The sequence below is a fragment of the Spirosoma fluminis genome (assembly GCF_054778895.1).
Genome location: NZ_BAAGZD010000007.1, coordinates 225,961 through 241,155, shown reverse-complemented (window position 1 = coordinate 241,155; position 15,195 = coordinate 225,961). Strand labels below are relative to the sequence as shown.

The following is a 15,195-nucleotide window of genomic DNA, read 5'->3' as shown; positions in this document are numbered from 1 at the left end:
CGGACTGATTATCGTTTATCTATATCTGTCAAGCTCGCCGGCTGGCTTTGCCGGCCGGTCGACTTTTTCTGTCCGTAGCCGTAAGTCCTGGTACCAGAAGCCGGTATCCCATTGACTGTCTGCCTTATCAGCATAATCATCGGAACTGGTGGACGGCGCGTAGGTTCGCCGAACGATTTCTCCTTTCTCAAACGGTACGGGCTGCCTGAAGATAGGCCCGTCATAAACGAACGAATGGTACTCTCCATTCTCTCCGCAGGGGTCAACCGACTTGGGTAAATCCCTCAGCAAGTCGAGGTCCAGTTCCCGCCCTAAAAATTCAGCGCCAAGCTGCTTTTCGTTGACGCAGACCAGCACCGCCCGAAACCCCAGGTCGACAAACTCATGGATTAGTTCGGTTGAGGTACGCTGCCAGATCGGAAAAACGCCTTTCAACCCAGCTTGTTGTACCTGCGCTTCCCGATACCGCCGTAGGTCTTCTAAAAATATATCGCCGTAAATGGCGTGCGTTACCCCTTGTTGCCGGAATCGCTCAAAAGCCCCTGACATATTGGCGTTGTAGGTTTCCATTGACACATCACCCGCGAGACGTAGCATTTGCAGTGGAATGTCTATCCGATCGGCCTGAGCCGTTAGCAAGTCTGTACGAACGCCGTGCATACTGACGCGATCAAGCTGATCATGAACTGTCGTCAGCAGGTTTACTACGTTGTATTGACCCGATCGAAGGCTATGAAACAGAGCGAGGGCCGAATCTTTGCCCCCGCTCCAGTTCATGATGGCCGAATACCGGCTCATCGGAAATAAAATTTCGATGGGGCAATTTCGGCCCGGACTGAATCAATTAAGGCACCACTGGTCTGATAACGCAGCACGTAACCCGCCTGTTTGAAGGAAGGCGTAACACCGGCGTAAACAACGCCATCCGAATACCTTGGGTCTGTGGTATCGACCCCTAATCCGCTAAACAACCGGGATTGAAACGGTGTTGACGTACCGGTGTTGACCGAGAACATATAGGTTTGCCCTTTTTCTTTGAAGTTATCGGCAGGGTCGTAGAACGAGTTTACGAAATAGAATGCCTGCTTGTTGGGACTCAACACAAATGAGCGCGAAGATCGGGCCGGATCACCCACTTTAAAACGCGCTTCCACCGTTTTGCTGGCCGGGTTGATCCGCACCATTTCCTTATCCGACGAGGCATAAGCCCACAGCTTGCCATTAGCATCTACAGCCAGTGGATTCGCATTAACGCCGACATCAATACCCGGCTGTTTTACCTCGTCAGTTTCGGTGTTGATCACAGTTATGGTACGCTCGCCACCAGCGCTGCCGACAAACGCTTCGTTACCAACCACGACGATATTCTCGGCACCCTTCGTAACCGGAATCTTCTTCGTAACTGTCCGAGAGGCCAGATCCATCACCAGCACATAACCGGGTTTCACGTAAAAGTTAGAGAAATCGCCCGTAGCATCCCAGCAGGTAATGTATGCCTTGTTCGCGCCGGCTCTGGCTACGTAACGCGGATTCTCTACGTCGGGAGCTTTAACCGTTAGTATAGACTTAAACGTACCTGATTCGACTAGCTCAACTTTATCCTGTCCGGCGGTGCTGTTATCAACCAGAATCACTCCTTTTCCATCAATTTCCGTGAAATCCTGCACGCCACCGGTTAATGTCCGGGCATTGACGGCATTAAAAATATCGGTCGCTGTAGTCGTTGAGTTTTTGGGTAAGAATGAAATGGAGCCATTGTTGTCGGTGAAATTACCAGAATTGATAATAAAGGCACCGGATTCATAGGGTGTAGGCTCTGGGTCTGTGGTTTTACAGTTCCACACGCTCAGGGCTACTGCTACTGCTACGATGCTTCTGGTTGCTTGCTTTTTCATTGTGTATTGGAAGATAGATTGATAATGATATTTACGGCTGCGTTTCGTCCAGGCATCGCATTCCGTTTGACGCTGAACGCCAGCGCATCAAATACGTTATTGATTTGGCCCTGCACCCGGACAGGCATGGGACCAAGCTTTACGGCACTTTCGAGCAACACGTTCGTTAACGTAGTGCCCTTAAAATACTGGCTCTCATCGAACGTAATGTAGCGACGAGAATTAGCTTGCGTCTGTACCGTCAGGCGCGTGCGGCCACGTTGCAGGTAGGCATTTAATGTGCCCGTGTGTATGGGCACGTAGGGTAATTGGCTGCCGACGACATCCTGCGCGTACGTACTATACGCCCGCTCCTGCGACGATCGCGTAAGGGCATAGCCCACCCGAACACCCGCCAGCCAGAGCCCATGCGCGTAGGTAACCGTTGTGGTGAACTCTCCGCCACGCGCCACAACCAGTTGAAGATTTTCGACACGATAGCCGTAATCCGGATTCCAGTACGACCAGTTATCGACCCGGTTGCGATAGGCGGTTGCTTCGGCGGTCAGGCTTACCTTTTCGGTTAAGCTGGCTTTGGCGGCTACTCCTCCCTCTACATTAAATCCATCCTCGGGAAGCAGGTTTGGATTGCCCAGGTTTTGCCAGTAACGCTCATTTAAAGTCGGTACGCGGTAACTGCGACTGATTGACCCTTTGGCCGTCAGCGCAAACTCGTTACGTTGTATGAGCCGGTACTCAGCACCAAGCGAAGGCGTTAGGGGCGGATTGAAACGAGTCACAAACCCCTGCCTAAGGTTAGCCGAGACGAGCCAGCGCGTGGTTTCATAGCGCAGCAGTGCATACAAATCCCCCCTGTTTTCCGTGATCAGCTGCCCGCCATACCCATCGGTCAGCGTGCGATAATGAGATAACTCTCCGCCAACTCGCAAGGTTAGCTGCGCATTTGCCTGGGTCGGCATTAGTTTAAACTCACGCTCGACACGGCCCACAAACCGGTCGGTTTGCGTGTGGCTCGGCGCGTCGAAATTGCTTTTCGCGTAGTCGTACACATCACGAATCCAGCCTAACCGAAGGGTTAGCTGATTTGCTTCGTAGGTCGTAAGCAGACGCGCCGATTGCGTTCGGGTCCGTTCGCGGGCAATAACATCCTGCGGACTTACAATCAGATCATTATCCGACAGCCAGGCATTCACCGAAAGCTGCCTGCCGTTCTTATGCTGAAAATACAAATCCTGCACAAACCCTCGCTGGGCCGTTGTCGATTGTTCGACGAAATAATTCCGGCGTTCGCTGTACGGATAGGCGTTGTTGTATTGGTTTCGGTAGGCAAACGTTTTGCCGGATAGTTGCCAGTTTTTCCCTAAAGGCGCTCCGTAACGCACACCAACCTGGGTGTTGTTATTGTGAAAACTGGCAAACTGCTGACCGAGTGTGACGGTTACGCCATTAGCATACGTTGGACTACTGCCCAGCAAGACACTTCCTCCCACAGCATCGGACCCAACGGCACTAGCCGATGATCCGTACTGAATTGCTAATCGATCGAAACCCGCAACGGGTAAGGTCGAGAAATCGGTCTGACCCAGGTTTGGCTGGTTGATGTTAATTCCGTTCCAAAGCACAGCCGTATGGTTAGCCGATGTTCCCCGAAATGATACGGTTGCTAACTGACCGGGACCATAATTCTTGAACGCCAACGGTGTATTCAACGCCAACAGGTCTGTAATTGTCCCAAACCGAAACTGGAGTAAAGTTGCTGAATCAATTCGTTGCAGCTTCTGCCCCGCCAGAAATCGCTCGGGCGCGATGGCACGTACCGTTACCGTCGACAGCGATACGGTAGAGGCCGTAGCCGACGAATCCGTCCGGGTTTCCGCACGCGGAGCTGTATTAGATTGCGCAAAGCCAACCGCAGTCGCCAGCAGGCAAACAAACAGCAGAGCCACCCACCGATGCAGGGTTCGTGTCAACAAAATGAACTGTCGTCAAATCGTGTGCAACCGTTTCAGTCGAAACGGCGCGCGGTCAGGGCATTTCCTCCGAACACCAAAACAGCGGATGGTCCTTGGCAGGTCTCCTGGCTTGTCTCACCGGTTCGAGCCTTCCCGTGCTGATTGTGAACACAGTGGCTACGTAGATTGAACCGGTTTGTAAAAAGACTTACAGTTGCGGGGACAGCGTCGGCTTCACACCAACTTCCCTTTTAAGCCGTGAAAGCCACTACGAAGTGACATCAGGCACCAAAAACTCAGCCGCAAAGGTAGAGTGAATAGCGCAATAAAAAAACCGGCACTTCCCTGCAGGAGTGCCGGTACTAAGCTTTACCAGGCTAAGTATTAGTATAGAATTATGAAAAAACGGCTGACGCTAGGCCCCGCTGCTAAGTAGCTAATTGAAGCCTGTGCTACAGTTAAACAGACTTACTTTGTTCTACCTGATACGTTGTACCAACCGGCTTTTCTTCGTTAGTCTTCCGGGTCAGCAAGTGAATGATTAGCCAGGCAACCAGATACGTAAAGCCGCAGATAGTGAACAGTACGTTATACCCGCCAGACAGATTTCCGGCGGCTTTGTAGTCATCGAGCAAACTGCCGACCAGCATTGGAAACAGAATTCCACCCACCGCACCAGCCATACCCGCTATACCGACAACCGAGCTAACCGCCTTCTTGGGAAACAGATCGGACGCCAACGTAAATACGTTGGTTGCCCACGCCTGGTGGACGGCTACGGCCAGACTGATTAACCCTACGGCAACCCAAACATTGGTAGCAAACTGCGCCAGAATGATGGACACCTCCAACCCGGCAAATACAATCAGAACCGTTTTCCGGGCTTTAATTGTCGGCCAGCCGCGCTGGATTAGCCAGGACGATACGTAGCCCCCGCCGATGCTGCCAACCGTGGTAGCGGTATAGATAATCATCAATTCCCAACTGGGTTTCTTCAGATCAAGGCTGAAGGTTGATGAAAAATAGGAAGGTAACCAGAATAGAAAAAACCAGTAAATTGGATCAATCAAGCCTTTTCCGGCAATCATGGCCCAGGTTTGCGGCATCGTAAAAAGCTTAAACCAGCTTATCGAACCCTGCTCATCGGTTTTCTCTCTATCCAACGCCTGACCGCTGATGATGTACTGATGCTCTTCCTCAGTTAGTCGGTGCTGCCGGGCCGGCACGTCATAAAAGATGAGCCAGAAGATCAGCCAGACGAAACCCAGGGCGCCGGTGATCCAGAACACTTCCTGCCAGCCGTACCGATTCAGGATTAAGGGCACGATGAGCACAGCCACCACCACGCCGATACTCGTACCGGCGTTGAACAGCCCCGTTGCCAGTCCGCGTTCCTTTTGCGGAAACCACTCGGCTATCGTCTTTACCGCAGCGGGATAGTTGCCCGCTTCGCCGATCCCTAAACCTACCCGCGCGATGCTAAATCCGGTAACACTCCGCGCAACGGCATGCAGCATACCCGCAATGCTCCAGATGATGATCGTCAACGAATAGCCAGCCTTGGTACCAATTCGATCGATTATCCAGCCAAATAGCAGTAAGCCTACCGCATACGCGGCCGTGAAGGCCATCACAATGTGCGCGAAATCGGTTTCCGACCAGGAAAATTCTTTTTCCAGAATAGGTTTAAGCAGGCCGATTATCTGCCGATCAAGGTAGTTGATTGTTGTAGCGATAAACAGCAGGACAACAATGAGCCACCGGTAATTCTTCAGGGTGAGGGTTGACATACAGACAAGGTTATTTCATGGATTAGAGACTCTCTGGCCCGTGAATTGATTCGCGGGCTAAAGCACGGCGGACGGAACCTTACTGACAAACTGTTCAAAATGCGCTTTTAAGCCAGCCCAGTCGTTTTGCTTTATTAAGGCCTTATCAAACAATTGGCTGCCCACGCCTAACCCAACGGCTCCAGCCTTAAAGTAAGTGCTCATATTGTCCAGGTTTATGCCCCCCGTCGGCATCAGTTTGACCTCATCGAGTGGCGCTTTCACGTCTTTGATGTAATCGGGGCCGAGCGACGTAGCGGGGTACACCTTAATCATGGAAGCACCTAACGACCAGGCCGTATAGATCTCGGACGGCGTGAACGCACCGGGAAAAATAGGCACATTCTGCTTCACGCACGCTTTGATGACCTTCTTGTCAATGATGGGCGTTACGATGAATTGCGCGCCGGCAGCCAGCGCTTTTTTCAGGTCCTCTTTCGTGCAGACGGTTCCGGCTCCAATGTTTAGCCCATCACCGTGATTGGTCAGGGCGTGCCGGATGATCTCTTCGGCCCCGGACGTATTCAGGGTAATCTCAATGGTAGTCAGGCCTGCTTCGCGGTAGAGCGGCAAAATCTGATCGATCTCCTCAAAGCTTAGTCCTCTGATAATACCAACCAGGGGCACTTTATGAAACAGCTCCCAGGAGAACGGATGTTGGCTGTTGCGGCTCATTTGCTGACGGGAACTAGTTGGTTCTGAAAAATTTTCACTTGCCCGGCAAAAGCGGCTTTATCGATGAGATCGGCCGAAATTGTGGTAGTACGTTCGGCCAGACCAAGCTCATCGATGGCGGATTTATACAGATCGTATAAGTTATTGCCGCTACACAGAATCAGCGGCCAGCTGTCTTGCTCCAGCAAAGCTTTTAATTCGTTACCAATGAGTAAGCCGCTCAAATAGAACGTGTTCTGCTGCTTCGTTAGCTTATCGAACAACTGATTCGTGCGAACCTTGAACAAACTGTTCAGGATAGACGAATTCGTTTCCCGAACGCCCTGCTTAAACGCGCTTAGCTCATCGTCCGAGAACGTAGCCAGCTCCGTGGGCGCAATCGAGTCCTTTAGAATGCTATGCTCCGACATCAGCTTGAAAACCTCGCCCGTCATGAACGTCTGAAAGTCGACGACCTGCTGATGCTGAATGTAAATATGTTTCGAATGCGTACCGGGGAAGATCAGGATCGCATCTTTTACGGCATGGTGCAACGTATCCAACAGCGCGAGTAAGCCAATCAGCTGCGTTTCCTCCCCGCGCATAACATCGTGCTCGGTTCGAACCCCGGCAATCAAGGTAACTTCGTTTGTAAAGCCGTCCTGCCGCTCAAGTCGCTTCGTACTGGCCTGACTCCCATCGATCAGGAACGGCAACGTAGCATACGGCACTTCTTCCATGCCAATCGACGACGATGCCATGCCCGAGATTACAATTGGAATACCATCGAGATTCGTAGCCAGCTTGGCCGCTAACCGGTTGAGCTGGTTCTGTAGCCGATCCCGAAAAAAGGCGTCCCGCGATATGCCAGCAGTCTCTCCCTGCGTTTTCCAGGCCGTGTATGTATGAGCAATGCCTTCCTGAGACGTAATTTCTCCGGTGAGCTGGAGGTCAGGAATACGAATTAAGCGCAGCCGGAACGAGGAGGTTCCCCAGTCACAACCCAACAGATAATTTCTCATAATCAATCCCATTTACGGCAGTGCAAACGCGACATACGAACCACCCGGTTTCAGGCCATACCGAGTACCACCCGCAGCAATGGCAACGTACTGCTTACCATCCACCATATACGTAATCGGGGTAGCGAATCCGCCCGCTGGCAGTTTATACTCCCACACGACTTTACCGGTTTTGCGGTCGTAAGCGCGAAGTTTTTCATCGTACGTAGCGGCAATGAAAAGCAGGCCACCGGCCGTTACAATGGGCCCGCCATGATTTTCAGTGCCCGTTTGCGGAACACCTTTTTTCGTAAGTTCAGGGTATTCACCCAACCGCACCTGCCACAGATACTCGCCCGTATTCAGGTCAATGGCGTTCAGCGTGCCCCAGGGCGGCTTAATGGCGGGATAGTTGTCCTGATCCCGGAACTGGGTGTTTCCGTTGTTCAGATACGGCGGCATATACGGGAACTCGTCTCCGTCGGTAACCGGTGCCGTAACGGCCGAGCTATGCATATCAGTCGATGCAGAGGCAACCGCGGCCGGTTTCGATTCCATGTTCAGCAGGTAGTTAACGATTGCGTCCCGGTCGTCTTTATTGATGTGCTGAAAAGAAGGCATTCGCCCCCGCCCGGTCGACAGGATGCTGTTGATCTCATCGCGGCTCAATCGTTTGCCCACGTTGGTCAGGTCGGGATAGGCCTGAGTTCCTTTTGCTTCCTTACTGCCCTTACCGCCGATGCCGTGGCATACCGAGCAGTTGGTGTTAAACAGCGATGCTCCGCGCGTCATGGCGACGCCTTTACCCTGCATCCGACTGTCGCGCATCTTCAGCCACCAGAGCATGTTATTGCCGTTTACGTAAAACACCCCGTTCGGGTCGGCGGCAGTACCGCCCCACTCGGCTCCCCCGCCGAAACCAAAGAACAACGAGCCTTCTTCGCTGGGCGGCATATATTTACTGCCGTGTCGGCTGTTTCGAAAGCGCTCCAGCACATACGCCCGCGCTTCTGGTGTACGGCTGGTGATGTTGGCCTCGGTCAGTTCCTGCATGGCGAACGGCGCGGGTTTTGTCGGAACGGGCTGCGTGGGCCAGGGCTGCTCGCCCGGCAGCGCGGGCGAAGTTGGTACCGGCACTTCTTTGACCGGGAACAACGGCTTACCCGTATCCCGATCGAACACAAATACGTACCCATCTTTGGTGGCCTGCGCGACAGCCTCAACCAGCCTGCCGTTGTGCTTTACCGTGATGAGATTCGGCGGGCAGGGCAAATCCCGGTCCCACAGGTCGTGGTGTACAGTCTGGAAATGCCAGATTCGCTTGCCAGTTTTAGCGTCAAGGGCAATGACGCAGTTGGCGAACAGATTCTGCCCAACCCGAGCGCCCCCGTAAAAGTCGACCGAAGGCGAACCCGTACCCGCATACACAACACCCCGCTTCTCGTCGACGACCAGACCTGCCCAGCAGTTAGCGCCACCTAGCTTCTTATACGAATCCTTCGACCAGGTTTCGTAGCCATATTCACCCGGTAAGGGGATCGTTCGAAATACCCACGCCAGCTTTCCGGTGCGGACGTTAAAGGCGCGGATGTAGCCCGGTGGCGCATCCCCGCCTTCGTTAACACTGGAACCGGTAATTAGCAGATCTTTGTAAATGACACCCGGTGTCGTGACGCGTATCGACAGGTTTGTTACGTCATGGCTAATCGTTTCTTTATCACCCAAACCTGCGTGAAGGTCGGTCTCGCCGTTTTTACCGAAGCTTTCGACCAGCTTACCAGTCGATGCATTGACGGCATAGAGCGACGAACCCACCGTATACAGTATCCGCTTATCGTCGCCATCTTCCCAGTACATCACCCCACGTAATGGATGAAAGCGCGGTTTTTTATCGGGGCCCGCAAACGGATCAAACTGCCAGAGCTGCTTGCCAGTGGCCGCATGGACGGCGAACAGTTTCATTCTCGGCGAGGTACCATACATAATTCCTTTGACGACAATTGGCTGGCACTGAATATCCATACCCCGCTGCGTTGGGTCGCTATTGTCGCCGGTATCGTATGTCCAGACCGGTTTTAAATTCTTTACGTTCTGAAGGTTAATCTGCGCCAGAGGTGAGTAGCGGTTACCAGCGCTGTTACCTCCGTAGGTTGGCCAATCATCACCGGTCTGTCGCGGATTGTCCAAGCTTATCTGATCAAAAGACAGATAGCTCCCCAAAACCAGCAGACCCCACCCGCATTTTGCAATAAAATTCATGTAGTAACTACGTCAATAGGTTAAGGAATACGAAGCGGGCGCTTATCGCAGCGCACTACTTTGCTTTTTCGTAAAATTCATACGTAATGCGCCACGTCACCTCCTGATTTGGAGCCGCTTCCAGCCGAATATACGGCTCGGGGCAAGACGTTGTAGCACAAGCCCAGTAGACTAATTTCTCCATCGGCTGGTCGCTGGTAATGTGTACGCCAGCACCCGATTTTACATTTTCAATTTGGATATTGTAGTCGTTGGCTGTGGGTGCGAAGCCCTGCAAACCGGCACTGTATACATTCTCTTTTTTCTCGAAGTCACGCGCGTACACCAGCCGGTTGCCCTGCGGTTGAATGAGACTGCCAAAGCCTTTACCTTCGCCGGTAACAGCAAACGGAAACAGGATTTCTATGCCGGGACCGGTGGGCTGCCTGTCGATTACAAAAAAATTGTGGTTGTACACGCTCGTTTTGATAGGCCGCTGACCGGTATTTTTCAGACTGTGCTCCAGCACCAACTGGGGTTTTCCTTTTACCAACCGTACCGTTTTGCGATACAGATAGCTATAGCCGGTTGGACTGTTCAGCTCGTGGGTAAAGTCGACATGGTCTTTATAGGGCTTTACGTTCCAGCGACCCTGATCGGCTACCTCGTAATACTTCCCGAAGGCATACGCTTTGTCATCGGCCCGCCGGAGAAGGCCCACGCCGATTTTAACAAACGGATCGCCCGGCTTAGCATCCTCGTAGCCTAAGGGTACAAATTCTTCAACCGGCCCGTTAATGGCATCGTGCAGTTTGGGGTCGTACTGCTCGAACCACTGGTCAACGAAGCTATGCCCCTTGTACGTAAGGCGTTTAAACGCGCCCGCCCAATCGAAGCGTGTACCCCGGTAGTACCCCTCCTGGGCATCCGGCAGGTACAGTGTGGTCTGGATAATTCCGTTCGACAGCTCAGCCTGCGGCCACTCCACTACGGGTACGGTACCAGCGCTTAAACCCCATACTGCACAAACGGAAATAAGAAGCTTTTTCAAAGTCGTCGCCTTAGTTGAAGTCCTGATCCGTTATCCACATCGAGCCCCATTTAGACAACCCGATGTGGACAACGTATCGCTTACTGATTCAAATTTGGGTTGATGGACGTATCTGAGTACGGCAGCGTAAACCAATAGTTCGCTTTGGTAATGGGCTTGATGGGCTGGAGGTCCTCAGGGCTCTTTTTGGCATTGGCCTCTTCTACCTTTTCGAGCCGGATCAGGTCAAACCAGCGCGTGTATTCACAGGCAAACTCCCAGGCCCGCTCCTGCACCACGTCGTCGGCAAACTGAGCCGCCGAAAGGCCATCGGCTGGCGACAATGGCTTGGTTCCGGCGGCCCGGCCGCGCAATCGTACCTTGTTCAGCGCATCGTAAGCTGCCTGGTCAGGGCCGCCCGTGCCCCGTGCTTTGGCTTCGGCATACACCGTTAATACGTGTGGATAGCGCATCATAACCGATGGCAGCGAAATGCTGGACGTAACAACATTGCCTTTAATATACCACTTTTTGTAGTACGGGTGCTTCGTCAGGCTTTGCTGCCAGGGGATTGTCGTGGCACCCAGTCCAAACTGCGTCCGGAAAGTGGCGTCTTTGCGGGGTCCTTCGGGGAAATCGCGGAAAAAGTTGAGTTCGGCAAACATATCGTCCCAACCGCCTTCTTCGCCCGGCATGGTGGTATTTCCGTACGTAGCGTTGGCCGTTCCGCTGCCGCCCGTAAATCCATTGATCTGGAAAACTGATTCCGGAAGAATAGCTACTGCCGGATCATTCGCAAATACCTCCGCAAACGTAGGCAGCAAGGCAAACCCGTATCTGGTGCTGTTGTCGATCACTTCTTTGGCTTTAGCCGCGGCCAGATCGTATTTGTCGGTTTGCTTGAGCGGCCAGCCCGCCATGGTCAGGTACACATCGGCCAGATACGCCTTCGCAGAACCGGCATTGGGCCGACCCGGATCGCGCCGAGTGTTCGGCAGCATCGTTTCCGCTTTTTTCAAATCCTCAACGATCAGCGCGTATACCTCTGCCGGTGTCGATTTTTTAACGGTAAGCAGATCCGCCGAATATTCGCCCACCGTAATCAGCGGAATATTGCCGTAAAAGCGGGTTAGCCAGTAGTACGAGAACGCCCGGATGAAGTGCGCTTCGCCCGCAATGATGTCGATCGTGGCTTTGGTACCGACCGTTTTCTGGTAGTTATTGATCACATTGTTCGCCCCCTGAATGGCTTTGTAGCAGCCATTATACACCGCGCCCGAACGCTGGTTAGTGGTCGATACGTTGAACTGATCGAATTCGCGCCAGTCAGCTTTGTTACTCGCCGGGTGCGTCGTTACGTCGTCGCTGCCAATGGTAGCTGCGGTAGCCGATGGATGCAGAAAGCCGTATCCCCACTGGTTACCCAGGCCCCGGTAAGCGCCGGTCAGCGCCGATTCAAGCCCGTCCTGCGTCGAAAGCACGTTACCACCGTATAACAAGCCGGTTGTATCTTCTTCCAGATAACCGGTGCAGCCCGCCGTCAGCAGAGCCGCTATGCCAATGATTACTAATTTTTTCATGGTTGCTTAAAGAAGGTTAGAAGCCCAGGTTGATGCCGAGCGTATAGGTTTTCGCGTTTGGATAAGAACCGTAGTCGATGCCGATGGCCGTGTCGGTGCCCGAACCGACCCGCGCCGACTCTGGGTCCGGTCCTTTGTACTTGGTGATCGTCAGCAGATTGGTCGCGCTGGCAAATACCCGAACGTTGGCCTTATTGCGCAGAATACCACTGGGTATGTTGTAGGACAGGCTCACGTTTTTCAGCCGAACGAAGCTGCCATCTTCCAGGAAGCGGCTCGACTGGGTGAAGGGCTGATACGTTCTGGTAAAGGCCGGAATATTCGACGTTTCGTTGCCCGGACGGTAGTAGTCCCGGATTTCGGACAGAATGAACTGGCGGGCGTCACCCGAACCCGACAAGGCAGCCGCCCGGGTGTAGTTGAGTTTATCGACGCCGAATACCCCGTTAAAGAATACGTTCAGGGTCAAGCCTTTGTACGTAAGGGTGTTGTTCCAGCCACCGGTTGCTTTGGGAAAGGCGCGGCCAATGATCTGAAAATCGTCGGTCGTGATGGCATTATCGCCGTTGAGGTCCTGATAATGCGGATCGCCCGGAACGCGTCCCTGCTTGGCCGCCTGATCGGCTTCGTTGGGTTTCCAGGTACCCAGGTATTGCAGACCCCAATAGGAACCCAGCGGCTCACCCGGCAGCAGCATGAACTCGTTGGTTGTCGACATACCGGCCCCTACGCCCGTACCCTGGCCCAGCCGGGGGAGCCCGCCCAGGCTAATCACTTTGTTTTGCAGGGTCGAGAAGTTCAGGTTGGTCTCCCAGCGGAATCCGGCGTTGTCGACGGGCGTACCACCAATGGAGAATTCAAATCCCCGGTTCTCAATTTCCCCGACGTTACGTGCCTGCGTACCACCCCCGGCATAGCTCGGTATGGCTACGTTCAGAAGCAGATCGACCGTGTTTTTCTTGAAATAATCGGCTTCAATCCGTATCCGGCCGTTCAGGAATTCCATTTCCAGACCTGCGTCAATCTGACGGGTGGTTTCCCATTTGAGGTCGGGGTTACCGGGGTTGCCCAGGATGACACCCGCGGTTGCGGCCGTGTTGTTGAACGCCGAAACGATGGTATTGTAAGTCGATAACGTAGCGTACGGGTTAATGGCCTGGCTGCCCGTCATGCCCCAACTGCCGCGTAGTTTCAGGTTGCTGAATACGTTGAGCTTCTGGATAAACGCTTCTTCCGACAACCGCCAGCCGAGGGCGACGGACGGAAAAACGCTGTACCGGCTCGACGGACCGAATTTGGACGATCCATCCCGACGAACTGCTGCGGTGACCAGATACTTATCTTTAAAGCCATAGTTGACACGGCCCAGCAATGAAAGCAACGTCCATTTCTGATAACCCGATCCAACGGTAGCCGCGGTATTGCCCCCAATATTGTTGTATCCTAACTGTGGAAACCGTAAGCCCGACGCACTAGCGGTAAAGTTTTGATCTGTAAACTGCTGGGTTTCCAGCACGGCTACCGCATTAATAGAGTGGTCACCTACTTTAAGGTCGTAATTCAGTTGGTTCGTGTTTTGCAAGGTTAGCTGCTCGAACGACTGCCGACTAGCGGTTGGGTTATTATTGGACAGGCGCTTGCCGTTCAGGTTCAGGTTTTGCGCATTTACGTAATTGATCGCGTACTGTAAATCGAGCGAGAGGCCCTTGATCGGAAGTTTATAGTTCAATCCCCCGTTAATATTTAAACCGGTTCGGTTCTGATCGACCGACTGATCATAGAGGTAATCTAGCGGATTTCGGTAAACCGAGCCGATGGGGTCGGTAAACGTCGGCTGGCCATCCGCACCATACGCCGGTGTGGTGGGTGCCCAGGCCAGCGCCTGCACAATGGCGCCCCCATCGAGGGTGTTGTGGTTCTGCGTACGCGTACCCCATAGGTTCAGCCGCAGCGAAAGCTTGTCGTTAATCTGCGTATTGATGTTCGAGCGCAGAATGTAGCGTTTGAACCCACTGTTATTCACAATACCGTTCTGATTCAGATAGTTGCCGGAGATCAAAAACGTGGTTTTGTCGCTGCCGCCCGATAAGGTAACCTGGTGCTGCTGACCGCTTCCCGTCCGGAAAACCAGGCTCTGCCAGTCGGTGCCGCCGTTCTGCCTGAACTGGGCAATCTGATCGGTAGTAAACGGCAGCCCCGAGCCAACGGCCGTAGCGCGGGCATTCACGATTTCGGCAAATTCACCAGCGGGTAATACGTCGTACCGTTTGATGTTCTCGGCCAGGCTGAACTGCCCTTCGTAATTCACTTTAAGTCCTTTAGCGCCTTTTTTGGTTGTGATGATCACCACGCCGTTGGCCCCCCGGCTACCATAAATCGACGTAGAGGCCGCGTCTTTCAGGACCTGAATGGTTTCGATATCATTGGGGTTCACAAAGTTAAAGTTGGCCCCCACGAACCCGTCGACTACGTATAACGGGTCATTATTGCCTAATACAGAGTTGGCACCCCGAATCCGGATGCGGGCATCGCCACCGGGTGCGCCATTCGTCTGGGTGACCTGTACACCCGCTGCCCGTCCCTGCAAAACCTGATCGATCCGGGTAACGGGCTGCTGGGCAAATTCTTTCGTAGAAATAGCCGTTAAGGCCCCCGTTACGTCTGTTTTACGCTGCGTACCGTAACCGACGACAACGACTTCGCTGAGTGTTTTCTGATCTTCTTCCAGTTGCACATTGATAACGCTGCGTCCGTTCACCGGCACGGTTTGACTCACGTAACCGATGTTCGAAAATACGAGGGACGCGTTACCGGCTACGTTCAGGGCAAAATTGCCGGAGGCATCGCTGGATGTCCCCAGCGTGGTGCCGCTCACCTGCACGTTAACGCCCGGCAGACCTTGATTGTCGGGGCCGGTCACTTTGCCGGTCACCCTGCTGGTTTGCGCAAAGGCATAGCTCCGGCACAACAGCAAGACTATAACAAAAAGCTTTACACAGTTTTTCATGGGTAATTT

Annotated in this window: 10 protein-coding genes and 1 riboswitch; all 10 genes read right to left on the bottom strand. The window is 53.2% G+C overall.

Going from position 1 to position 15,195, the window contains the following annotated elements; translation table 11 throughout:
* Positions 1-15: 15 nt before the first annotated feature.
* Positions 16-798, bottom strand: coding sequence for a Dph6-related ATP pyrophosphatase (locus ACYVBJ_RS12605; protein WP_460982653.1), 783 nt, complete (start codon positions 796-798; stop codon positions 16-18).
* Positions 795-1,895: a DUF5074 domain-containing protein gene (locus tag ACYVBJ_RS12600; RefSeq protein WP_460982652.1), complete on the bottom strand. Its 1,101-nt coding sequence runs from the start codon at positions 1,893-1,895 to the stop codon at positions 795-797. Before ACYVBJ_RS12600 ends, ACYVBJ_RS12605 begins: the two co-directional genes overlap by 4 nt.
* Complete coding sequence (locus ACYVBJ_RS12595) at positions 1,892-3,868, bottom strand: TonB-dependent receptor plug domain-containing protein (RefSeq protein WP_460982651.1); 1,977 nt, start codon at positions 3,866-3,868, stop codon at positions 1,892-1,894. Before ACYVBJ_RS12595 ends, ACYVBJ_RS12600 begins: the two co-directional genes overlap by 4 nt.
* A gap of 77 nt (positions 3,869-3,945) precedes the next feature.
* A riboswitch (cobalamin riboswitch) is annotated at positions 3,946-4,155 on the bottom strand.
* Positions 4,156-4,305: 150 nt separating this feature from the next.
* Positions 4,306-5,637, bottom strand: coding sequence for an MFS transporter (locus ACYVBJ_RS12590; RefSeq protein ID WP_460982650.1), 1,332 nt, complete (start codon positions 5,635-5,637; stop codon positions 4,306-4,308).
* 57 nt (positions 5,638-5,694) lie between these two features.
* The gene (locus tag ACYVBJ_RS12585) at positions 5,695-6,351 is read right to left on the bottom strand and encodes a bifunctional 4-hydroxy-2-oxoglutarate aldolase/2-dehydro-3-deoxy-phosphogluconate aldolase (RefSeq protein WP_460982649.1); all 657 of its coding nucleotides are present in this window, start codon (positions 6,349-6,351) and stop codon (positions 5,695-5,697) included.
* Complete coding sequence (locus ACYVBJ_RS12580) at positions 6,348-7,352, bottom strand: 2-dehydro-3-deoxygalactonokinase (protein WP_460982648.1); 1,005 nt, start codon at positions 7,350-7,352, stop codon at positions 6,348-6,350. Before ACYVBJ_RS12580 ends, ACYVBJ_RS12585 begins: the two co-directional genes overlap by 4 nt.
* A gap of 12 nt (positions 7,353-7,364) precedes the next feature.
* On the bottom strand, positions 7,365-9,590 hold the full coding sequence (locus ACYVBJ_RS12575; RefSeq protein ID WP_460982647.1) for an outer membrane protein assembly factor BamB family protein: 2,226 nt from the start codon (positions 9,588-9,590) through the stop codon (positions 7,365-7,367).
* Between the two features lie 55 nt (positions 9,591-9,645).
* Positions 9,646-10,620: a hypothetical protein gene (locus ACYVBJ_RS12570; RefSeq protein WP_460982646.1), complete on the bottom strand. Its 975-nt coding sequence runs from the start codon at positions 10,618-10,620 to the stop codon at positions 9,646-9,648.
* Positions 10,621-10,700: 80 nt separating this feature from the next.
* Positions 10,701-12,179 carry a RagB/SusD family nutrient uptake outer membrane protein gene (locus tag ACYVBJ_RS12565; RefSeq protein ID WP_460982645.1) on the bottom strand — a complete coding sequence of 493 codons (1,479 nt, stop codon included), beginning with the start codon at positions 12,177-12,179 and terminating at the stop codon, positions 10,701-10,703.
* Positions 12,180-12,195: 16 nt separating this feature from the next.
* Positions 12,196-15,186, bottom strand: a complete 2,991-nt coding sequence (locus tag ACYVBJ_RS12560) for a SusC/RagA family TonB-linked outer membrane protein (RefSeq protein WP_460982644.1) — start codon at positions 15,184-15,186, stop codon at positions 12,196-12,198.
* Positions 15,187-15,195: the final 9 nt, after the last annotated feature.

Bases quoted from the DNA above. Each gene is read 5' to 3' on its own strand.
- ACYVBJ_RS12590 (WP_460982650.1), bottom strand. From the start codon at position 5,637: ATGTCAACCCTCACCCTGAAGAATTACCGGTGGCTCATTGTTGTCCTG.
- ACYVBJ_RS12585 (WP_460982649.1), bottom strand. From the start codon at position 6,351: ATGAGCCGCAACAGCCAACATCCGTTCTCCTGGGAGCTGTTTCATAAA.
- ACYVBJ_RS12605 (WP_460982653.1), bottom strand. From the start codon at position 798: ATGAGCCGGTATTCGGCCATCATGAACTGGAGCGGGGGCAAAGATTCG.
- ACYVBJ_RS12575 (WP_460982647.1), bottom strand. From the start codon at position 9,590: ATGAATTTTATTGCAAAATGCGGGTGGGGTCTGCTGGTTTTGGGGAGC.
- ACYVBJ_RS12580 (WP_460982648.1), bottom strand. From the start codon at position 7,352: ATGAGAAATTATCTGTTGGGTTGTGACTGGGGAACCTCCTCGTTCCGG.
- ACYVBJ_RS12565 (WP_460982645.1), bottom strand. From the start codon at position 12,179: ATGAAAAAATTAGTAATCATTGGCATAGCGGCTCTGCTGACGGCGGGC.
- ACYVBJ_RS12600 (WP_460982652.1), bottom strand. From the start codon at position 1,895: ATGAAAAAGCAAGCAACCAGAAGCATCGTAGCAGTAGCAGTAGCCCTG.
- ACYVBJ_RS12560 (WP_460982644.1), bottom strand. From the start codon at position 15,186: ATGAAAAACTGTGTAAAGCTTTTTGTTATAGTCTTGCTGTTGTGCCGG.